This is a genomic window from Paenibacillus zeisoli (assembly GCF_003994465.1).
GTDB lineage: Bacteria > Bacillota > Bacilli > Paenibacillales > Paenibacillaceae > Fontibacillus > Fontibacillus zeisoli.
The window spans coordinates 72,789-95,416 of the sequence record NZ_RZNX01000001.1 but is presented as its reverse complement, the minus strand read 5'-3'; the positions used below and the strand labels follow the sequence as shown (position 1 = coordinate 95,416).

Sequence of the window (22,628 nt, the reverse complement as noted above, 5' to 3'; positions counted from 1 at the left end):
AATGAACCCCGGAAGTTGGGGGTGAACTTCATAGAAATATGAATGAACCCCGTGAAGCCATGGGTGAACTTCATAGAATAGGTTATTAATTTTCTAATAAGTTAGGGTGATAGCATTGTCCAGTCCATACCAGATTCTATTATTTTATAAATTTGTAAATATAGAAGATCCAGAAGCTTTTACTGCTGAGCACCTTCAATATTGTAAGGAACTAGGCATTAAGGGACGTATTCTTATTGCAAAAGAAGGCATCAATGGTACTTTGTCCGGAACCGTGGAGCAGACCGAGAAGTATATGGCAGATCTGCGGGCAAATCCTTTGTTTGAAGACATCGTCTTCAAAATTGATGAGTCTGAAGGGCACGCCTTCAAGAAGCTTTTTGTCCGTTATAAGCAGGAGCTTGTTACCTTCCGGGTTGACGACAGGGAGCTGGATCCGAACAAGATCAGCGGGAAGAGACTTTCACCCAAGGAGTGGCATGATACTCTTGAGCGTGACGATGTCATTGTTATCGATGGTAGAACGGATTACGAGTATGATATCGGTCACTTTAGGGGGGCGATCCGACCTGAAGTAGATTCATTCCGTGAATTCCCTGAATGGATTAAGGAGAACTTGAGTGAGTACAAGGACAAGACTATCCTAACCTACTGTACAGGCGGAATCCGCTGTGAGAAGCTGTCGGGGTACCTCCTTACAGAAGGGTTCAAGGATGTCGCCCAATTAGAAGGCGGTATTGTCACTTACAGCAAAGATCCTGAAGTTCAAGGCCGCCTGTTCGACGGGAAATGTTACGTCTTCGACGAACGGATCTCCATTCCCATCAATCATACGGATGAGGATGTTGTGGTCGGGAAGTGCTTCCATTGCGAAACGGCCAATGACCACTATGTTAACTGTCCGGTCTGCAACCTTCAGCATATCAGCTGCCCAGAATGCGAAGAGAAGCATGAACACTACTGCTCCGATGCATGCAGAGAGAAAGCTGAAATGGTTGTTTAAATGATAAAGCAAGGGGCGGTCCTGGGTTGAATTTACCCGGGGCCGCCCCTTTTGCATGTTCGAATACGAGGCTCAAGCGATTGATTGCAAATGCGACATCGGACTTAACCCTGCAGCTGCATTTCTTGAGCCAATGCATTCAGCTTATTCATTGTATTCCAGTTGCGTGAAGTAGAAGGAATCTTCAATTTATTAAGCGCATCTCCCAGCTTGGAGTCCAGGATACTTTGTCGAAACAGAAAGTATACATCTCTCCCTATTACAGCGAACTCATCGTCTGCCTGCTCACATTGTTCAAGCTTTTGTACCTGATCGCCCGTCAGGGGTTCTCCAAGAAGTGATACATATAGACTCTCTCCATCGCTTAGCTCACGTCCAGCGAACGGCGAGTTCGTCACAAGATCCTTGAATTCCTCCGAACTGCGCAGCATGACTTTGAGCTCGATTCCGAAGGAGGTATGGATCTCTTCCTCAATCTCCGGCACAAGTGTGGATTCTTCCTTATCGGATTCGAAGAGAACGTTTCCGCTTTGAATATAGGTCTTCACCTGCTTCAGACCTCGGTTCTCCAAAACCGCTCTCAGGTCAGCCATTTTAATTTTGTTCCTTCCGCCGACATTGATCCCCCGCAGCAAAGCAATGTAGATCATTATGTAACCTCCATTCAATATCCTGTATCATATTTAAAGCTAACTTCTTCTTCCTTTAGTCAACATATTACCATAATATAACTAGCAATCTGGTAACCCGTGCAGGTTACCTTCAAGCTTATTCTTATCTTACAATTTAGTAAATTAACTTGCAGATTATAATAGGAGTAATGTATATAAGGTATATATCTAATCTATATATCAGCACAAGACAATGAGGCATATGGGGGTAAAGCATGATGGAAGTTATTCCGTATATTCTGATCATTTTGGTCGCCGTGATTGGCGGTGTCAGTACACTTGTAATTGGCCATTCCAAAGCCAACAAGGTAAGCAACCCGGAATATGACAACCGGACAAAAGTGAATTGGGGTAAGCTATCCTGGATTTATATTACGGCAGCTGCAGTAAGCTTTGCAGCGGCAGCGATCTACTTGTCCACCAACTCCTAAACATCAAAAGAGGCATCTGATCGCAGGTTCAGACGCCTCTTACACTATCTATTTGGCATACGTTGGACTTATAGACCGCAGATCAGCTACCTCATCTCTTTCAATCACTTTCACCTGGCTTACCAGGCTTTTCCCCCGGATATATCTGTTAAGCACATAGATATCATTGTCTTTGGCACTCACAAAGTCAAATCCCTTACCTCGCTTATGCCACACAATTACGGGTGTATCCTCATAAAGCACAGAAGTTGGAATATCGAGCAGCATTTTTTTGTCAGGCTGGTAGATCGCCACACTGCTGCGGGTCTCATCCCCATAGGCCAGAGCCAAATGATTTCCTTTAGGCGCCCATTGATACGAATGGATGGTGTCCACGGATCCTCTGCCATTCCTGCTTAGATAGTCATTGAGCGTATAATAATTACCCGCCGTCATATTGATAATAACCAGACGATGTCCTTCATTGTATTTAAGGTGCAGTGCCAGATACTGGTGATCTGCTGACAACGAGACGGAAGAGATAGAAGCGGGTGCTACTTCAAATTCAATGGGATGATCGATATTGTCTTGAGTAATACTTATGGAGCTGACTTGCGTAGAAGCCCCTAACTGATCATTCTGGACCGCCAGGGCAGTCAATGAGACACCCTCTTCCTGCCAGCTGATCTGCGTATGATCCTGAATCTGAACCTGGCTTACCTCTCGAATGTCATAGAATTCTTTATCCAAATGGCTGCTTCCTTGACTGGCGGTCTTGTTCACAGCATGTTGTTCATGAGCTGGAATCTGCAGCTCGTCCGCCTCAGCTATAGGAGGGCTTCCCTCATGGGTACATCCGATCACCGCAGATAGGGTCAGTATAATTGCTGCTGTGCTGAAGTAGAATCTCATCGCCTGCTCCCTCCTTAATACATGGGGTCTAGTCCCTGGATTTGTCCGAACATAATCCTTCTATCTGATTCCTATTCTACACATTTCACCTTTAAAAGAACATCCGTAGTTCCCATAAGCCTAGCATTGCCTGGTGCAGGGAAATACAACCACGCCCGTGCCCAAATCTGGACAGCAAACCAAGTAGAAGTATAGAAAAAAGCAGCGCTGCTGCACTGCTCTTTCCTATAAACAGATGTCTTAAGAAGATTATTCATGGACATGCCCGGCAGCATAAGGTAACCAGTCTTTCAAGATTCGATCGACTTCAGCTAGATAGATCGGCTTGGCAACGAAATCCTGCATTCCGCTGGCCAGACAGCTTTCTCTATCCTCATTCTTCGCAAAGGCTGTAACCGCCACGATGATGGGCTTAAGAGCATGCTCTGGATGCTTGCGAATGGAATAAGTCGCTTCAAGACCATCCATAATCGGCATCTGTATATCCATGAAGACAAGGTCGTAATTCCCCTTTAGAACAGCCTCCACCGCCTCTTTCCCATTAGACGCAATATCCGCCTCAAATCCTCTTCGAGCCAGAATTGTATGGAGAAGCTTCTGATTCACCGGATGATCCTCGGCAATTAGAATACGAAGAGATCTTTGCTCCTCAGGCTCATCTACAGATCGATTACTTTCGTAGTCTGGTACAACGAGCTCAATCTTCTCAACAAGCTCACTAGACACAGAGGTATCCTTATACTGGCTTGATAAAAGAGTGAACCTGAACGTAGATCCCTGTCCGGGCTCACTATCCATGCCAATCGTTCCCCCCATGAGCTCCACCAGTTTTTTGCTGATGGCAAGTCCTAGTCCTGTTCCTCCATATTTCCGGTTGATTGAAGGGTGAAGCTGAGAGAATGACTGGAAGAGCTGGCTCTGCAGATCCAGGGGTATCCCTATTCCGGTATCCTGAACTATGAATTCGAGAACCAGCGACTCTGGCGAGCTTCTTAGCTGCTTGGCAGATACGGATAGCTTAATCATCCCTTGATCCGTGAATTTCACCGCGTTGCTGACCAGATTAATCAGCACCTGGCGCAACCGCAGCTCATCACCCATGATAGGACTTGGGACGGAAGCATCAATCTCATATATGAGCTTAACTTGTTTCTCCTCAGCACGGGGTTCGAACAGCTCCACCACGCTCTTGATCACCTGTACAGGACAGAATGGATCGTGGCTGAGCACCATTTTACCGGCCTCGATTTTGCTGAAATCCAGAATCTCATTCAGAATATGCAGCAGTGAATTACTGCTCTGAACAATGATATTTGTATACTCCTGCTGCTCCTCATCCAACTCCGTAGTGGCAAGCAGGCCAGTCATACCGATAATTCCATTCATTGGCGTACGTAATTCATGACTCATAATAGCGAGGAACTCGGATTTGGCACGATCCGCTTGCTCAGCGGATTCCTTGGCCCGGATGATCTCCTTCTCATCGGTCACATCCCTAAATACAATAACTGCACCTTTGCGCTCTCCCTTATCGACAAGGGGACTGATCCGGTACTCAACCAGAAAGCTGGTTCCATCCTTCTTCCAGAAGATATCCTCCTTGCTCTGATACCAGCGTCCTTCCTTAACTGCCTTGTAGATCGGAGTCTCTCCCGGAGCATAGTAGGTTCCGTCTCCACGGGTCTGCTGGATCCAGTCCAGGTGAAACTGACCGATGATATCTTTGCTGTCCAGACCAAGCATCGCGGCAGCGGCCGGATTAATAAAGGTAGTCTTACCCTCATTATCGACGCCGAATATCCCCTCAGATACCGAACTCAGAATCAGGGTATATTCATTGCTCAGCTTCTCAATCTGCTTGATGTAGTCATTGCGGTCCGTAATATCACTGGATATACCGTATACGCCTACAATCTCATCATCGATAATAATTGGAATATTAGCTACCGAGATATCCACCAAATGGCCTTGCTTATGTTGGATCGAAATCTCGTAATTCTGAGGAAATCCCTTGGCAGCTAAAGCGAAGTGATGGAGTGTCTTGCTGGTAAAGGCTTCAGGGACAAGTGGACCAAAGTATTTGCCTATCAGATCTTCCAGAGAATAACCCGTCAAGAGTTCCAGGTTCTCGTTCGCAGTTAAATAGTCGCCTTCCAGATTCATTGAATAGACGGCAGCCGGATTGTATTCAAATAAGGACTTGTAACGGCTTTCACTCTCTTTCAGCAATCTTTCGGACTGCTTGCGGGAACTGATATCACTTGCAATTCCGTATGCTCCCACAATTTGATGATTCACAACGATGGGCAGCAGGGTAAGGCTGATATCAACCAGCTGTTCTCCCCTCGAGAGTATCCGGGTCTCATAAGATTTCGTATTCCCGCGAAATACATTTTGGGTACTCAGCTTGACCTCTTCCTGGTCCTGAATATCGAAGAAAGGCAGCAGCAGTTCACCCCTCACTTCTTCACGAGAATACCCAATCAGTGCCTCCATGCCGGTATTAATAGAAAGTAATCTACCCTCTAGGTCAATCGCAAATATACCGGCTGGGTTATATTCAAAGAGTGACTTATATCGGCTCTGACTTTCCTGCAGTCGCTGCTCAATCAGTCTGCGCTCAGTAATATCGCGGGAGACTGCAATGATCTCCTCAACCTGTCTGGCTTCATCAAAGGCAAAGATGGAAGTGGTCTCAAACCATACGTACGAGCCATCTTTACGAATAAAGCGGAACACAACGGTCTCTGGACCGAGTCCCAGCTGGTTCATTTCCAGGTAATATTTAACCGTCTCCCTGTCTTCTTCATGAATGAAGGTTAATCCCGGAAGTCCGACCATCTCGGAAGGCTCGTATCCTAAGATGGCGCGGCAGACTGGAGACGCATAGAGAAACGTGGCCTCATCATCGGCAGCATGTCTGGAGATAAAATCCTGGGAACTTTCCGAGATTAATCTGAAGTGTCGTTCACTCTCTCTTAACTTATCGATGGTCTCCTTGCGTTCCGTTATATCCTGAACGGTTCCCAACATCTGAATAGCTTGTCCGCTTACCGGGTCCACTTCCATTCTCCACCTGGAGAACAGCGTTCTGATGCTACCATCAGGTCTGATCATACGGTACTCAGCTTCCCCATCGATGCCTTTGGATATCGTGCTCTCATACATCTCCCTGATCCTCTCCAGATCCTCAGGGTGGATAATTTCTGACATAGGCGCCATCGTATCTACAGGCTTTACACGATAACTAAAGATCTTTCTCATTTCCTCTGAAAAGGTGACCTTATTATTAGGAATATCCCAGTCGAAGGTTCCCATATTTGCTATACTTTGAGCTTCAGCGAGCATTTTCTCGAAATTCACTCTATCCGTAATATTCCGGCCGATGGCCAGGACCTTCTCGATATTGTTCAAGTCATCCCTAATAATCTGGAACGAAGTTTCTATCCATAGGTAGTGACCATCCTTATGCCGGACCCGTCTTCTGTACACATCTTTATCTGAATATAGGGTATTATCGCGCACCATCTCTTCGGCATCATGAGGGTGATAGAACAGCGTACGATGAATACCGATCATTTCACTTTGCTCATAGCCCAGCACGGAAATACAGGAAGGTGAGACATACGTAATATATCCATCCGGAGTGCTCACCGTTATAAGATCCGGTGTATTCTTGGTAATCAAATTGTAGAGATCAAGATTGAGGTCCAGCCTGCTATCAATGAAAGGCTCGGCAGGGATCTCCGCAAACTGTATAATCATACATTCGGGGCAGTCTGAAGAGTCCTCGATTACCGGCTCAACAACCAGTTTAAGTGTTAATGTATTGCCCGATTTATGCACATAACGCCCTACAAGAGTTACTCCATCTTGATTCCTCTGAAGAGTGAGCTTGTCCATTATTGAAAAAGGGGAACTTGTATCCTTGTTATTCGGATCCTCCAGTTCACCTGGCCCCAACATCAAAAGTTCCTGTTCCTCATACCCAAATATTTTACAAAGCGCAGGATTTACCATCAAAAATCGATTTCCATCCGGTGACACAACGGCTATACCTATGGGCGAACGTGTATACAATTGCCTGAATATTGCCATTTGAGTAGTTGAGGATACCGTCACTACATAGGCCTCCTTATACATTTATAAGACAATTCTAAGTTGATAACTTAAGTATACGATATTCTCAAATGAAATTCTTGATAATACTTAACAAGTATATATATCCTAAAAAGGGCCCCGATGAAGCATCGGGACCCATCTTTTTTAGTTGTAAGAACACCTAGAACGCGGACATGGACAGAAGTCCAAAACAGGCGGCATTCAGCAGAAAGGTAATTACTCCTCCGAGGATAAGCCCTTGGGCAATTCCTGTCCTTTTCTTGACCAACGCTATAACTATGGCAGGGATGAGATAGAGCAGCTGAGCCACTCCAATCCCGAAAAAGGCAAGTGGAAATACCACCCAAATTACATGCAGGAGAGCTAACAGCAGAACACCCTTCAAGACTTCTTTACCATGCTGCTGCTTCTCGTAAAGGTAGTGAAGTTCATTGCGGTTCGGATTGTTCTGGTATTCTCCGGGCTGAGCGGACTGCGGATCATGCGAATTGTCAAGCGAAGAATCCTCTGTTAATTTGTCCCTATCAAGGTCATCTTTCATGGCCTGGCTCCTTCCAGTTCTGCCTTCATGTCGTTCAACCGATCTTCCAGATCCCCGCGATAGAACATGTTATAGGTATCAAATGGAATGATTCTCCCATCCGGATGGACGATATGAACACAGGATTTCTTTACTGAACGGACATCGAAATGATACGGATCAAGGAACTGCATAATGATTACCCGGAATACATTATCATAATTAATCGTCTCAGGAACCTGAACAAGCGGAAGACAGCACAGCAGGCTCTTTAATGAAAGGGCTGAGGATTCCGGGGAATGACTTGTGGAGAATAGTTCAAATATTCGGTTCTTGATGTTCTCATCCTGTTCAAACACAATTGTATTGCGTCCACCCTCTAGTAGAATTTCAGGGTCCATCATTCGGGTTAACGGAATCACCTGATCGTCCAATTTGAGTGCATATCCCATTGCCAAGCAGTCTGGATGACATGGAACCGGGATCATATCCTCCGCCTGGAACAGATCGGACTGGTCAATGATCTGCTGCCTAACTTCACTTAAAGTAAGACGGTCGGTGGCTGGATCAAAGTCTTCCAACCGACCCGCCGCTTGAATCGGCTGGAAGGTCACCCCTCTGACTGCTCGCTGCTTCAAGCCATACTGGATGATCTCGCCAATTTCGTGATCGTTCAGGCCTTTCTTCAACGTGACCACCAATGTCGTCGAGATGTTGAATTCATTCAAGTGCTCGATGGCCTTGCTCCGGATCTGCCTGAGGTCTGCTCCCCGAAGCTCCTGTAAGGTGGATTTCTCAAAGCTGTCGAATTGCAGATAGATTTCCAGACCCGGGGTGAACTCCGCCAGCTGCTTCACAAATTCACGGTCCTGGGCTATCCGGATTCCATTCGTGTTGATCATCAAATGCTGAATGGGCCTCGCCTTGGCCGCCCTCAAAATATCGAAGAATTGAGGATGTATGGTCGGCTCTCCCCCACTGATCTGGACAATGTCCGGTTCCCCCTCATTGCGCACGACGGCATCCAGCATTCGTTCCACTTCTTCCAGGGAACGCCATAACTTCTTCTCCGGCGAGGAATCGGCGTAACAGATAGGACATTTCAGGTTGCACTGATCAATAATCTCGACAATGGTCAGACAGCTGTGCTGCTCATGATCCGGGCAGAGTCCGCAGTCGTATGGACATCCATACTTGATCGGCGTGTTCCAGAGAAGCGGCATCTCCGAAGGTTTGATGAATTCACGGCAGCGCTTATAGTATTCCACATCGGTGGAGATCAGTACTTTCTCCCTTCCATGCTCGAAACAGTATTTAGACAGGTATACACGGTCATTCTCAATGATAACTTTGGCTTCTACTTTCTTCATGCACTTGGAACAGATGCTGTTCGTCAATTCATAGAATAGATACGGTCTGTTTTTGGTTGTCATACCGATTTGTACTCCCCTTATTTAATTAAAATAGACTAAAGCGCAGGATCCTGCGGCTTTTGTGTCTTATAAATAAATATGAAATAGATCATGCCAAGCAGACATGCTACTTGAATATTGTTAAGCCCCAAATAAAGATGCGGGGTGGGTTTGATGAAATCGACCCAGAATCTGAAGAACAAATAACCAAGCATGGACCACTGATATAATGACCCGTCTGGAAGCGGGCGGTTCTGAGCTGATCTTACTTTCTTGATCAAATATAAGGTTAGGACGTAAAGCGAAAGAAAGCCGATTTCATACAGCTGGGTCGGATGTCTTAGTATGCCGTCCCCATAGTCAAAGCCTGTGATCCAATCCGTCGGAATGCCATGGGTATGGTCATCAAGCCCTGTCAGGAAACACCCGATCCGGCCAATGGCAATTGCAATTAACAAAGGAAAGGCAAAATCGTCCCCGGTGGACCGGGTGATGCCTACCAGCTTCTTCGCCAGCTCAACGCCAAATAATCCGCCCAGCAATCCGCCTACAATGGTTTTACCGCCAAGCAGGGCCTCCCAATGATCCCAGGGCGATAATAGAACTGACGGATTCTCGAACCAGCACAGCAGCTTGGAGCCCAGAGCCGCGCCCAATGCCGCACCCACAATAACCCAAAACATATTCTTCGAGGGGACATCTGTCTTTCGTCGGGTCCATAGATAAATTCGAAAGCCGATAAAGTAAGCCAAAGATTCAAACAATACATGTGGATGAATGACCAAACTGCCGATATGTATATAGACTGGAAAATGCACGGTTCCCTCTCCTACTCCGATATTCTAATCCTATGTCCAATCCGGATAATTGGTTAAATTAGGATATTACAAGTCTTCATTCTATCATACCAATTTCGCAGGGTGGTAGATACTTTTAAAATGAAAGTAAGAATACACCACTACCTTGTCCTGTCCAGAGAACGTGATAGTGGTGTATAGGTGGCCTAACTGATTATCTCAACGCAGTTAATGCCTTATATATATATTATGGCTATTTATTTCTGCTTCTGTTCCAGAATCATTACACCTCGCCCAGGTACAACAACCTTTCCTTGAACCTGAATATCGGTCAACAGCTCGTGCAGAGCTTCCTGACCGACCTCCACTTCAGCCTCTTCTGGATTGTGGTTAAGCACAAACAAATAACCTGCTGAGTCCTTCACCCGCAAGGCAGTCTCTACTCCCTCGGGTGTGTGAAGCAGCGGGGCAATTCCTTTCTCCCGGCAAAGGTTCTCCATCAATCCCTTCATAAATGCGGCATCCGGACTGCTCGCTACATAATAGGCACTGCCCTTTCCCCAGGCGTTCCGGGTTAGTACAGGCATTCCCTTATAGAAGTCTTCGCCATATTCAGCCAGAACCTCGGCCCCCTCAGTGTGGATGAGATCGCAGAGCATACCGCAGGTATAGCTGCCGCTTAGACCATTCCAATCCTCTATCATCACAATCTGATTATGATGATCCGGGTACAAGGCATCGATCTCTTCTGCCCAAATTCCCAACACTTTGCGAAGTTCACCCGGGTATCCCCCCGTGGTGACCAGGTCCGTCTCATTTACAATACCGCTGAAGAAGGTTGTCACAAACGTGCCTCCGCCTGCTACAAAGTCTTCCACTTTGGAGGCAAATCCCGGTTTGACCATATACATAACCGGAGCAATGACAATGTCATACTTCGAGAGATCTTCTGAGATCCCAATCATATCCGTCTGGATATTCAGATCAAAGAGTGCGTGATAATACTTGTGTACCTCTTTCACATAATCCAGCGCTACGGTCGGACCACTGGACAGCTCCAGCGCCCATCGATTCTCCCAGTCGTACAGAATCGCTACTTTAGACTGACTGCGGGAGTCAAGCAGCTTGTCTGACAGTCCCTGGAGCTCCTCACCAAGCTGAGCGCACTCCCGAAAGACTCTTGTATGCTCATGTCCCACGTGCTCAATCACAGCACCATGGTATTTCTCGCAGGCTCCAATGGAGCGGCGCAGCTGGAAGAACATGACGGTATCTGCTCCTCTGGCTACGGCCTGATAGCTCCACAGCCGCATAACTCCGGGGCGCTTCAAGGAGTTGTAGGCCTGCCAGTTCTGCTGACTAGGCGTCTGCTCCATGAGCATGAACGGCTGACCCTGCTTCAGCCCTCTCATCAAATCGTGGGTCATCGCGGTCAAGCTGATGGGGGTGTCCAGTGAAGGGTAATTGTCCCAGGATACCACATCCATCTCTTTCGCCCATTCAAAATAATCCAGCTCCGGATAAAGCCCCATCAGATTCGTGGTCACGGGAACATCAGGTGTGTGCTTCTTGATGGCGTCATATTCCAGCTTGTAGCATTCGAGCAGACTATGCGACATAAAGCGCCGGTAATCTAGGGAAATGCCTTGAAAATTCGTACGGTTATGTCCCCACTCCTCACTTCGTTCATTTGGAGGCACAATCTCATCCCAGTCATAGAACGTATGACCCCAGAAGCGGGTATTCCACGCTTTATTCAGGGCATCCAGACTTCCATAACGCTCCTGGAGCCAGGACCGGAAGGCCGAAGTACAGTTCTCGCAATAGCAGTAGCCGCCATATTCATTGGATACATGCCAGATGACAAGCGCAGGATGGTTCTTATATCTTTCAGCCAGCTTCTCCGCAATCAGCGCGGAATATTTCCGGTAGGTGGGACTGTTCGGGCATGAATTGTGTCTTCCGCCAAAAGCCCTCTTGCTGCCGTTCTTGTCAACACGAAGCACATCCGGATGCCTCTTTGCCATCCAGGCGGGATGCGCTCCCGTGCTCGTGGCGAGGCACACATATACGCCGGTACGTGACATTCGGTCCATCTGCTCATCCAGCCATGCAAAATCATACTCCTCTTCGCTGGGCTGATTAAGTGCCCATGAGAATACGTTAAGAGTGGCTACGTCAATCCCGGCCAGCCTGAACATCCGTTCATCCTCGCTCCAGATTTCAGGTTCCCACTGTTCAGGATTGTAGTCACCGCCATACCAAATTTTTGGCAGTTTAGAGTTAATCATCTACACTTCATCCTCTCTCGATTTCTTGATTTGGATTGTATATTCCACGCCAGACTCTGCGCTAAAACTCAGTTCTTCCCCACACGGAATATCCGATTGCCCAGTCACTTCAAGGATATGACCCAGATATCGAATCCGGCATCCCCCTCCAGCCCCGGAACGAATGGTGGCATGTACAAGCTCCCCGTCTATCCAATCCATACCTATCGTGAATCCGCCTCTGGCCTTAAGTCCCTTCACCGATCCGTCCTGCCAGACTCTTGGCAGCGCAGGCAGCAGCTCGATAGAATCCGAGTGGCTCTGCAGCAGCATTTCGGCAATTCCGGCAGTCCCTCCAAAATTCCCATCGATCTGGAACGGAGGATGAGCATCGAACAGATTCGGATAGGTCGAGCGGCTTAATAATGTCCTAATGAATTCATGAGCACGGTCGCCATCGTATAAGCGGGCGTATAGATTAATGATCCACGCGCAGCTCCAGCCGGTATGACCGCCTCCATGCTCAAGCCGTGCTTCCAGAGATTTGTGCGCCGCCTCAGCAAGATCCGGTGTAAGACGCGGATGGATTTCATTTCCCGGATAGAGTCCGTACAAATGGGAGACATGGCGGTGTCCAGGCTCAGCTTCCGGGAATGGCTCAGACCATTCCATCAGTCTACCGTCCTCTCCAATCTCTAGCGGTCTTAACTTATCGCAAGCTTCCTGCACCGAGTTAATCCACTCTTCATCCTGCTTCAGAATACGGGCAGCCTGCATACAGTGATGGAATAATTCACGGATCAGGGATATATCCATCGTGGAGCCTGCGGAGACACTGCATACATTACCCGACGGGGTAATGAATTGGTTCTCCGGTGAGGTGGATGGACTCGTGATCAGCCTTCCCTGGGTATCCTCCACCAGCCAATCCATACAGAATAGGGCTGCGCCTTTCATTAATGGATATGCCGTGTCTCTCAGAAACGCTGTATGATTCGGCTGATAGAGGTACTGCTCCCAGAGATGACGACACAACCACACTCCGCCAAGCGGCCACATGGCCCAGCTGGCCTTCCCATCCGAAGGACCTGCTGTTCGCCAAATATCCACATTATGATGAACGACCCACCCCTCTGCCCCGTAATGAATACGGGCTGTTCTCTTCCCCGTTATACTCAGATCTCGGATTAGATCCGTCAGTGGCTCATGGCACTCACTAAGGCCGCATACTTCTGCGGGCCAATAATTCATCTGGGTATTAATATTCGTCGTATACCCACAGTTCCATGGCGGCTGGATATGCGGATTCCAGATCCCCTGCAAATGGGCTGCCTGAGTACCTGGCCTGGACGAGGCCATTAATAGGTAACGTCCATACTGGAAATACAAGGCCTCAAGCCCTGGATCCTCCGCTCCCTCACTGTATTTTTGCAGACGTTCGTCGGTTGGAAGCTCTTCACGGCCAGAAGCAGATTCACCCGGTGCTCCAAGCCACAATTTCACACGACCGTACAACTCCTGATGATCGTGAATATGAGCTGTCCGCAGAGCCGAATATTCCTGCTGAGCTGCTGTCTCGAGTACAGCCCTGCTTGTAAGAGCAGGGTTCCCCATGCCGGGAACCTGTTCGTAATGCTCAAAATCCGTCGCAGCTCCAAGCAGCAGCGTGATCGTTCGGGTCCTGGTAATTCGTATCCGTCCGTCTCCAAGGACATCAATCTGTCCTCCGTAATTATGTGCAGCAGCATTTATAGCAAAAGAAATTCCTCTGCCCTCTTCATAGAGAACAGATTGAGGGTGGTCTCCCAAGTAATTGTCCGCTATATGTATGGGAGCACGGCCCACCAGTACAAGCTGATTGGGGTCTTGAACAAATTCATGCCGAAGCGGTGAGGACAGCCTTACGGTAATATCCATGTCCTCTTCACCTTCAAGCCTAACAACCATTACCTGATCTGGCACACTAACAAATACTTCACGGCTGTACTTGGCTCCTCTGCAGCGGTACTTGACGGAGGCTATACCGGTGTTCAGATCCAGGGAGCGTTCGTACTCCGTAACTGCATCCTCAGAATGGTCTTGGTATATCCATAAATCGCCCAGCGGCTGGTATGACTCCGTACGCCGTCCGAGCATACTGCGCTCAATCAGCTGCTCAGCCTCCTCATATCCACCATCCGCGATAAGCGATCTTACTTTTCCCAAGTGTCGAAGGGCATCATAGTTATTCGTATCTCTTGGATAGCCTGACCACAGAGTATCCTCATTGAGCGAGATCCTCTCTACAGCAGCGCCGCCATACACCATTCCGCCAAGCCGCCCGTTCCCAATCGGAAGGGCTTCTTCCCAGGGCCCCGCAGGCTGCCTATACCACAGCCGCTCACAGAACTCCTTCTTGTCCTGCATCACGAGCATCAATCCCTCCTATAAAGTAAAGCCCGGACAACGGCCCGGGCTTACAGAAGTTTTTATTTAATGTCTTTTCCAGTCCACAGGGATACTCTTGCTTTTACAAGCGTAGTGTACTCGGCTTCCATTTTTGGAGCTCCGGCTTTATCTAGACTTGCCAGGAAGTTATCATACACTTTGTCAAAGTCAGCTGGTTTGCTCAGCACGGCTTCCGGAATGCTCTTACGAACAATATCCTGTGTCTTCTTCCAGATCACCTGATATTCACCATCTGTTGGAACGGTCATGTTGTATGCTGCGCCCCAATCTTTAACAGGGAAGTCTTTCTCATTAGGGAACAGATCCTTCCAAGTTGTTGCATTGTAACCTTTGAGGGACTCTTTCTCTGCATCGGAATAGCTGGCTACGATTTGTTCAGGGAAGTTCGTAGTATAGTAGTTGCCTGTTGAATCCTTCACACCGTCACCATAACGACCACTCATTGCTGTGTAGAGACCAATTCCTGTCTCTTTAGAGAAGGTTGAAGCATCATTCACTTTGCGGTTTTGAATTTCTGCAGGGATTACACGCTTGCCATTCTCAACTTTGTAGTGCTTGCCTTCAACTCCCCAGTTTCTCAGGACTTGACCTTCGTCAGAAGCAAGCCAGTCAAGGAATTTGATGGCACGAACCGGATCTTTACAAGAAGTAGTAATGGAAATGCCATAACCGTCAAAGCCTACAGATTGCATGGATTTGTCTTTGATATCCTCAGACATGGTTACTGGGAAGTGAGCATAAGTGAACTCATTCTTGTTAGCAGACTTCAGGGCATTCTCAGCATCCTGATAGTCCCACTCCTGATCGATCAGGCCCAGTACACGGCCGCTGGAAATCTTGGCTTTGTACTGATCATCCTTTTGAACAAAGGTGTCTTTGTCCAGGAGACCTTCATTGTACATATGGTTCAACCAGCGGAAGTATTCTTTCTCTTCCGGTCTCTTATAGTGCAGCTTCGCTTCATAAGTTGTCGGATCAATGTAATATTCACCGTCATCCGGTGCTCCAGTAGCCTGGAATGCCGGGTTGGTCACCGTAATCATAATTTTCCAGTCATCCGCATTTAGCGTCAGAGGAATGGTAGGCTGTCCGTTGGTGGTTGGATGCTTGGCCACATATTGCTTCAGAACATTCTCGTAATCCTGAACGGTTTTAACTTTAGGGTAGCCCAGTTCCTTCAATACCCGGTGCTGAATTTCAAATCCGCCCGTTGCATCAAAGATCATATTATCTACACCTACGTTGGTAGGAATGGAATAGATCTTCGGATCTTCATTGCTGTATTTGAGCCGATTCATATTGCTGCTGTACAATTTTTTGAGGTTAGGAGCATATTTATCAATCAGATCTGTCATGTCAACCAACGCACCAGCATCAATCAGAGTGCTAAGACTACCTTTTGCATAGATTAAGTCCGGATATTGCCCACTGGCTGCCATTAGAGATATCTTCTGATCTCCGCCCCCGCTGCCTACATCGTATTCAGCATTAATGGTTACTCCAGTCTTCTTGGTAATTTCCTGGCCTACATCATCCTTCATGTTGTTCCAGTTCGGGCTTGCATCTGCACCGAAGAAGGTGAACGTTACCGGAGCTGTTGAATTAGTATCGGCTGCATTGCCGCCATCAGCTGCTCCTGAAGAACCTGCATCTTTGGAGCTTGAACATCCAGCCAGTGCTAATGTACCGGCCAGAACAAGAGTTAAGAGCTTCGTCGTTCTGAAATTCTTCATCTTTATCCCCCTCTGTAGGCTTGAGTCAATTCTTTATGTGATCAGGCTGAGCCTGAGTTCACCATGATTAAGGACCTGAATTAGAAATTAGAAATTAGGATTTAACAGCACCCAGGGTCATCCCGCCGACAAAGTATCTTTGAAGGAATGGATATACCACGAGAATTGGAATGGTCACCACTATGGTTATAGCCATTTTGATGGAATCGGGTGAGACGTGTGCCAGCTGGGTGGCCAGATCGTTGGCATTAGTCATATTGCCGCCCTGCTGTGTACTCTGGAGCACCTTCATCAGCTCATACTGAAGTGTGGTCCACTGCTGTTTGGTGCCATTATAGAGATAAGTATCGAACCAGGAGTTCCATTGACCTACCGCAAGGAATAGAGAGATCGTGGCCAGCACGGGCTTGCAAAGCGGAAGAATGACTCTGTAGTAGATCGTAAAGTCATTGGCGCCATCCAGCTTGGCTGATTCCTGTAGGGCGAACGGCAGACCGTCAATGAATGAACGGATAATGAATACATTGAATCCGCTTACCAAACCGGGTAGAACATATACCCAGAACGTACCGATTAAGTGAAGGTCTCTCATCAGGATGTATGTCGGTACAATTCCGCCAGAGAAATACATGGTCAAAGCGACAAAAGTGGAAATGAACTTTCTGCCTCTGAAGTCTACCCGGCTGAGCGTAAATGCCAGCATCGAGGCCGCGATTAGACCCAGCACGGTTCCTACAAGGGTCCGGAGAATTGAGATCTTCAGTCCTTGTATGAGTCCAGTGTAGTTAAAAATCGTCTGGTAATTGTCCCAGGTGAAAGCCCGGGGCCACAAATATATTCCGCCACGTACGGTATCTGTTGAGTCATTTAGCGAGATCGCCAGCACGTTAAGGAAAGGATACAGGGTCACTATCAGCACCAGGGTCAAGAAAGTGTAATTGAACCAATCGAATATTTTCTCAGATCGTGTGGAATTAAATGCGCTGCCTGCCATGTGTCTTCCTCCCCTCTACATGATGCTTTCTTTCGCAAATTTCTTGAACAGTCCGTTCGCAGTGAACAACAGGATAATGCTGACAATAGAGTTGAACATCCCGATAGCTGTACCATAGGAGAACCGGTTAATCTGAATACCGTATTTCAGTGCGTACAGATCGAGGACCTCGGAATAGTCCGTTACCAGGCTGTTGCCGAGCAGCATCTGCTTCTCGAATCCGATACTGGTTAGATGACCGATCGACAGAATGAGCAGGACCATAATAGTAGGTCTGATGCCAGGTAATGTAATATTCCATATCTGCCGGAACCGGCTGGCTCCGTCTACACGGGCTGCCTCATACTGCTCTTTATCAATCCCGGTAATCGCTGCAAGGTAAATGATGGCGTTCCAACCCGTTTCTTTCCAAACATCGGAAGCGGTTACAATTCCCCAGAACCAATTTCCTTTAGCCATGAATTGAATGGGCTGGTCGATGATATGAAGCGATAACAGAATTTCATTCACAATTCCTCCATCGATCGACAGCAGCTTGGTGATGATCCCGGCTACAACGACCCAGGATACGAAGTGGGGAAGATAAGATACGGTCTGAATGGTGCGCTTGAACTTCATGGATCTGAGTTCATTCAGAAGAATGGCGAACACGATCGGTACGATGAAGCCCACGACAATCCCCATAATACTCATGGCAAGCGTATTCCTGAGCACTAGGTAGAACCGCTCATCCTGGAATAGCTCAACGAAATTCTTGAGACCTACCCACTTTTGGTTAGAGAATGACTTAGCTGGTTTGTAATTTTGGAAAGCCATGGTCCATCCCCACAAGGGTACATAGCTGAAAACAAATAACCAAATTACAAATGGAATGGACATAAAATATAAGTACTTCTGCTGTCCAACACTCTTCCAGAAATCCCCCTTTGTCTTCTTTTTTCTCTTGGGAGCTTTAGGGGTTACGCTTTCATGTTGGAGGTTGTCATCCATTGTTAGCGTTTTCATATCTGGTTCCCTCCTCTGCTATACTCACATTGTAAAGCAGGAATTGACTCGTAAATACCCAACAGATTTGATCGAAAACCATGTAAAAATTAGAGATTTCATTCCTCACCGGTGGGGATAACAAATGAAATTCTGGTCCGTTCCCCATAGGTGCTTGTTATTTGCAGACCCGCTTTTTGCCCGAACACCATGGTAAGCCGCTGGTGAACATTCCGCAGCCCAATACTGCGATTCTCTGAATCTTCCGTACCGGATATATATTGAATGATTTCATCCATGCGTTCCTCCGTTATCCCGGCTCCATTGTCTTCAACTGCAATTTGAAGCCGGTCATACATAGCCTTAATGGTTACATTGACCTCAACACCGTCTGATTTGTTCTCCATCCCATGCACAACCGCATTCTCTACTAGGGGCTGAATGATAAGCGGCGGAATGAGAACGCCCTCCGCGGCTGGATCGATTGTAATGTTAAAGTTAAGCCGCTCTTCATAACGGAACTTTTGAATTTCGAGATAGGAACGGATCATTTCCACTTCTTCACGAAGTGTAGTCTTCTCCCGTCCAGCTTCGAGGTTCTTCCGCATTAATTTACCTAGAAGCCTCACAATATGGGCAATCTCCTTCTCCCCCTTCAGCAGCGCATTCATCCGTATGGATTCCAGTGCATTAAATAGAAAGTGAGGATTGATCTGACTTGCCATCATTTTCAGCCTAATTTCCTTCTGGGCAATTTCCAGTGCGTTATTATACTCGGTCTTCTCAACGACTTGATTCATCAATTGCTGGATACTGCTCACCATGTAATTGAACTGGCGGGAAAGCTGACCGATCTCATCATTGCCATCGATTCTGGATTCAACATCAAACTTGCCCAGCGCAACCATGTTTAATTGGCGGCTTAACTGAAGCAGACGTCCGGTTGTGAGAACCGATACGATATAGACAAAGAGTAGTGCAATGACTAGCACTAAGAGCATGAACAAGAATCCCATGAAGCTGACTCGATTCGCATCTTTAACGATGCTTTCAGTTGTGAATATAGAGATAACCCGAAGGCCATTCATACTTGATTCCGGCACCAGATTATCTGTAATTACATAAGAAGGACTGCCTTTGATTACCTGATTATAAGTTCCTTTATTCACGGTCTCCGGCTTCAGCCCCAGCTTCATCTGTTCCAGGGTTTGTCCCACTTTTGCCGGATTATTCGCAGCAATAACGAAGCCCTGTTCGTCTACGATAAAAGTATCGAACTGCTCCTGCTTCAGCATTCCATTAAGGCCGTCTTGATTCAGTACTACCATGAGCACCCCGCTTGAATGATACTCAGGATAGCTCACTTTCCTGACCAGGCTCAGTCTGTGGATCGGCGACTCCTCCTCGTCAGGAATGTAGAACCAGCCAATGACTTTACTGCTCATCGCCTTCTGATACCAATGGGCCTGCTTAATCTGGTTATTCAGCGGAATATACTCCGAGTTATTAATTAGACTCGGATTGTCCATGTAGAATCGGATAGCAGACACTTCCTTGTACTGCCGGACATAATCACTGAATTTGGTATAGGACAAATAGCTCTTGGTAAGCTCTAATGCACTGGTGTATCTCGTATTAATGAGTTGCTTCAAATTCTCATCAAATAGAAGAAGATTCGACACATCCGTGGGTACCCTCAGCATCGTAAGTGTCTGTGACTTGATCTTCTCGACGTTATTGGTAGCTTGGTTAATTGCATTATCCAAAGCCTGCTGCCTGAAATAGAACGTGACCGCTCCGCCAATAATAAGGACGGGTGCCATCACGATTAGAACAAAAGAAAGGATCAGCTTATTCTTCATTTTGAGATTATTGGATAATCGGGCGATACGGTGCAGCATGGCTATCCCTCTTTCTTTCTCATCAAGTCTACCTCCCGATTATAGCAGATAAGCGAAGTCCCCTTTCACTTTGGTAAAAGGGGACTTTTTTCCTCTATTGTAATTTTTACTGTAATTTTATGCGAATATGTGTCTCGTCCTTCCAATCGCCAACCCGGATTTCAGGGCTTGTCGGCCCTGCATCCGTATCACCTAGAATGTTCAGGTTGTCTCTTCCATTCACGCTGAGCCGGAAGGCCTTGCCTGCACCGGAAACTTTAAGCTCGATCACATCGGCTTCCCTGGTTGCAGTGACCAGAAGTTCGGCCTCTCCTTCCGTATTGCGTACTACAGCGCGTGCTTCGGCACCCTCTTCAAGCTCGTAGATGACCAGCTTTACTTCATTGGCTAGATCATAATCTACCTTCGTATTCTCTGCTCCGAAGGAAAGAATAGAGTTGGGGCGCACATAGAGAGGAAGGCTCAGGAAATCATGAACTTCTTTCCTCCACTTCCCGCCGTCAACGACTTCACCTGTAAGCAAGTGGGTCCATCTGCCTTCAGGCAGGTAATATTTAACGTCTCCCTTTTCACTGAATACAGGAGCTGCAAGAATGGAATCACCGAGCATATACTGCCGATCCAGCAGTTCACTTGCCGGATCATCCGGGAACTCCAGCAGCATGGCTCGCATCATAGGCAATCCATACTCTGCTGCCTGTACGGCCGAGCTATATAGATAAGGCATCAGGCTGCATTTGAGCTTGGTGAAGAAGCGCGTAACTTCAACGGCTTCCTCGTCATAAGCCCAAGGCACCCGGTAGGAGCTGCTGCCATGCAGGCGGCTGTGGCTGGACAGAAGTCCGAATGCCAGCCAGCGCTTGAATACGTGAGCTGGGGCCGTATTCTCGAAACCTCCGATATCATGGCTCCAGAATCCAAAACCTGACAGCCCAAGAGATAATCCGCCCCGAAGACTTTCAGCCATAGATTCATAGTCTGCGTAGCAATCTCCACCCCAATGAACCGGGAACTGCTGGCTTCCCGCTGTTGCTGAACGAGCGAATACCGCGGCTTCCTTCTTGCCCAGCTTCTCCTGAAGCACTTCAAAGACAACCTTGTTATAAAGGAATGTATAGTAATTGTGCATTTTCTCAGGATCCGACCCATCGTGGTATACGACATCCACGGGGATTCTCTCACCAAAGTCCGTCTTGAAGCTGTCCACGCCCATGTCCACCAGTTCCCGCAGATATCCGGCATACCAGTCGCAGGCTTCCGGGTTCGTGAAGTCAACCAGCGCCATACCCGGCTGCCACAGGTTCCACTGCCATACATCCCCGTTAGGACGCTTCACCAGATAACCGAGTCTCTTGCCTTCCTCGAATAAGCGGGAACGCTGTCCAATGTAAGGATTAATCCAGACACAGATTTTAAGTCCTTTGGCTTTGAGCCTAGTCAGCATCCCCTTAGGATCGGGGAATACCTGCTCATCCCATTTGAAATCCGACCAGTGAAATTCCTTCATCCAGAAGCAGTCAAAGTGGAACACATGCAGTGGGAGATCCCGCTCTGCCATACCGTCAACGAAGGAGTTCACGGTCTCTTCATCATAATTCGTCGTGAAGGAGGTGGACAGCCACAGACCAAAGGTCCATGCTGGCGGCAGCGCTGGCTTCCCTGTAAGGTTGGTATATTTGTTCAGAACATCCTTTGGCTTTGGACCATCGATGATGAAGTACTCCATCGTCTGGCCTGTCACGCTGAACTGAACCTTCTTCACTTTCTCGGACGCAACTTCATAGGATACGAGCCCAGGATGATTAACGAACACACCGTAACCCTTATTGGTTACGTAGAACGGAATATTCTTGTAAGCCTGCTCGGAGCTTGTGCCTCCGTCCTGATTCCAGACATCAACAATCTGCCCGTTTCTCTGAAAAGCAGTAAAACGCTCCCCAAGTCCGTACACCCATTCTCCGACACTAAGGTCGAGTTCTTCCCGCATGTAGACATTTCCTTGTGTATCGTTCACGTGAGCCACAGATTTGAAGCCACTGCCCGTAATACGCTCCGTACCGCGGTAGAAATCGAAGGACCATTTGCTGCCCTTGGCAATATGGACACTTAGGTCCCCGCTCTGCATCACGACTTCCTGTTCGTTCTCCGTAATCGTTACCTGGTGTCCGCTGTCCTGCTTAAGCTCGAAATTCGGACCCAGATCACGTTCTCCGTCCCAATGAATTAACTTTACTCCAATAACTCCAGGAGCTGGAGAATGGAACTTCACCGTTAATAGAATGGTATTGATCATTCCTCCGCGATCAGCAATAGGGGTAGTTGATACATATGCGGTTACACTGTTATCCGTAATATCAAAGTCATGCATTTGTACTGCATTCAGAAGAGAAAAGCCATCTTTGATTAACCAGTTACCATCCGTAAACTTCATAATCGTCACACTACCTTTTC

General features: G+C 47.4%; 15 protein-coding genes. 2 read left to right on the top strand and 13 right to left on the bottom strand.

The window, feature by feature from the left end; all coding sequences use genetic code 11:
• Positions 1–109: 109 nt before the first annotated feature.
• Entirely contained in the window at positions 110–1,003 is an 894-nt protein-coding gene (gene trhO / locus EJP77_RS00375; protein WP_425464223.1) for an oxygen-dependent tRNA uridine(34) hydroxylase TrhO, read from the top strand.
• A gap of 104 nt (positions 1,004–1,107) precedes the next feature.
• Here the strand turns inward: trhO and EJP77_RS00370 are convergent, their stop codons facing one another.
• The gene (locus EJP77_RS00370; RefSeq protein WP_342772966.1) at positions 1,108–1,653 is read right to left on the bottom strand and encodes a DUF1697 domain-containing protein; all 546 of its coding nucleotides are present in this window, start codon (positions 1,651–1,653) and stop codon (positions 1,108–1,110) included.
• 236 nt (positions 1,654–1,889) lie between these two features.
• Between EJP77_RS00370 and EJP77_RS00365 the strand changes: the two genes are divergently transcribed.
• Entirely contained in the window at positions 1,890–2,105 is a 216-nt protein-coding gene (locus EJP77_RS00365; protein WP_246021580.1) for a hypothetical protein, read from the top strand.
• A 48-nt stretch (positions 2,106–2,153) separates the two neighbouring features.
• Here the strand turns inward: EJP77_RS00365 and EJP77_RS00360 are convergent, their stop codons facing one another.
• The 12 genes from EJP77_RS00360 to yicI form a co-directional block, all read right to left on the bottom strand.
• A complete protein-coding gene (locus EJP77_RS00360) occupies positions 2,154–2,996 on the bottom strand; it encodes a hypothetical protein (protein WP_127197217.1) in 843 nt (280 codons plus the stop codon).
• A 249-nt stretch (positions 2,997–3,245) separates the two neighbouring features.
• Positions 3,246–7,094, bottom strand: coding sequence for a PAS domain S-box protein (locus EJP77_RS00355; protein ID WP_246021689.1), 3,849 nt, complete (start codon positions 7,092–7,094; stop codon positions 3,246–3,248).
• Positions 7,095–7,278: 184 nt separating this feature from the next.
• The gene (locus EJP77_RS00350) at positions 7,279–7,659 is read right to left on the bottom strand and encodes a hypothetical protein (protein WP_127197215.1); all 381 of its coding nucleotides are present in this window, start codon (positions 7,657–7,659) and stop codon (positions 7,279–7,281) included.
• On the bottom strand, positions 7,656–9,071 hold the full coding sequence (locus EJP77_RS00345) for a radical SAM protein (protein ID WP_127197214.1): 1,416 nt from the start codon (positions 9,069–9,071) through the stop codon (positions 7,656–7,658). Before EJP77_RS00345 ends, EJP77_RS00350 begins: the two co-directional genes overlap by 4 nt.
• Before the next feature lie 35 nt (positions 9,072–9,106).
• Entirely contained in the window at positions 9,107–9,868 is a 762-nt protein-coding gene (locus EJP77_RS00340) for a prolipoprotein diacylglyceryl transferase (protein WP_127197213.1), read from the bottom strand.
• 236 nt (positions 9,869–10,104) lie between these two features.
• Positions 10,105–12,138, bottom strand: coding sequence for a beta-galactosidase (locus tag EJP77_RS00335; protein WP_127197212.1), 2,034 nt, complete (start codon positions 12,136–12,138; stop codon positions 10,105–10,107).
• Complete coding sequence (locus tag EJP77_RS00330; protein ID WP_246021578.1) at positions 12,139–14,532, bottom strand: glycoside hydrolase family 95 protein; 2,394 nt, start codon at positions 14,530–14,532, stop codon at positions 12,139–12,141.
• Between the two features lie 53 nt (positions 14,533–14,585).
• A complete protein-coding gene (locus EJP77_RS00325) occupies positions 14,586–16,298 on the bottom strand; it encodes an ABC transporter substrate-binding protein (RefSeq protein ID WP_127197211.1) in 1,713 nt (570 codons plus the stop codon).
• A 94-nt stretch (positions 16,299–16,392) separates the two neighbouring features.
• Positions 16,393–17,292, bottom strand: a complete 900-nt coding sequence (locus EJP77_RS00320) for a carbohydrate ABC transporter permease (RefSeq protein ID WP_127197210.1) — start codon at positions 17,290–17,292, stop codon at positions 16,393–16,395.
• Between the two features lie 15 nt (positions 17,293–17,307).
• Positions 17,308–18,297 carry an ABC transporter permease gene (locus EJP77_RS00315; protein WP_127197209.1) on the bottom strand — a complete coding sequence of 330 codons (990 nt, stop codon included), beginning with the start codon at positions 18,295–18,297 and terminating at the stop codon, positions 17,308–17,310.
• A gap of 98 nt (positions 18,298–18,395) precedes the next feature.
• Positions 18,396–20,177 carry a sensor histidine kinase gene (locus tag EJP77_RS00310; RefSeq protein WP_127197208.1) on the bottom strand — a complete coding sequence of 594 codons (1,782 nt, stop codon included), beginning with the start codon at positions 20,175–20,177 and terminating at the stop codon, positions 18,396–18,398.
• A 106-nt stretch (positions 20,178–20,283) separates the two neighbouring features.
• The gene (gene yicI, locus EJP77_RS00305) at positions 20,284–22,608 is read right to left on the bottom strand and encodes an alpha-xylosidase (protein WP_127197207.1); all 2,325 of its coding nucleotides are present in this window, start codon (positions 22,606–22,608) and stop codon (positions 20,284–20,286) included.
• Positions 22,609–22,628: the final 20 nt, after the last annotated feature.

Bases quoted from the DNA above. Each gene is read 5' to 3' on its own strand.
- EJP77_RS00350 (WP_127197215.1), bottom strand. From the start codon at position 7,659: ATGAAAGATGACCTTGATAGGGACAAATTAACAGAGGATTCTTCGCTT.
- yicI (WP_127197207.1), bottom strand. From the start codon at position 22,608: ATGAAGTTTACGGATGGTAACTGGTTAATCAAAGATGGCTTTTCTCTT.
- EJP77_RS00315 (WP_127197209.1), bottom strand. From the start codon at position 18,297: ATGAAAACGCTAACAATGGATGACAACCTCCAACATGAAAGCGTAACC.
- EJP77_RS00320 (WP_127197210.1), bottom strand. From the start codon at position 17,292: ATGGCAGGCAGCGCATTTAATTCCACACGATCTGAGAAAATATTCGAT.
- EJP77_RS00335 (WP_127197212.1), bottom strand. From the start codon at position 12,138: ATGATTAACTCTAAACTGCCAAAAATTTGGTATGGCGGTGACTACAAT.
- EJP77_RS00345 (WP_127197214.1), bottom strand. From the start codon at position 9,071: ATGACAACCAAAAACAGACCGTATCTATTCTATGAATTGACGAACAGC.
- EJP77_RS00310 (WP_127197208.1), bottom strand. From the start codon at position 20,177: ATGCTGCACCGTATCGCCCGATTATCCAATAATCTCAAAATGAAGAAT.
- EJP77_RS00365 (WP_246021580.1), top strand. From the start codon at position 1,890: ATGATGGAAGTTATTCCGTATATTCTGATCATTTTGGTCGCCGTGATT.
- EJP77_RS00355 (WP_246021689.1), bottom strand. From the start codon at position 7,094: ATGGCAATATTCAGGCAATTGTATACACGTTCGCCCATAGGTATAGCC.
- EJP77_RS00360 (WP_127197217.1), bottom strand. From the start codon at position 2,996: ATGAGATTCTACTTCAGCACAGCAGCAATTATACTGACCCTATCTGCG.
- EJP77_RS00370 (WP_342772966.1), bottom strand. From the start codon at position 1,653: ATGATCTACATTGCTTTGCTGCGGGGGATCAATGTCGGCGGAAGGAAC.
- EJP77_RS00330 (WP_246021578.1), bottom strand. From the start codon at position 14,532: ATGCTCGTGATGCAGGACAAGAAGGAGTTCTGTGAGCGGCTGTGGTAT.
- EJP77_RS00325 (WP_127197211.1), bottom strand. From the start codon at position 16,298: ATGAAGAATTTCAGAACGACGAAGCTCTTAACTCTTGTTCTGGCCGGT.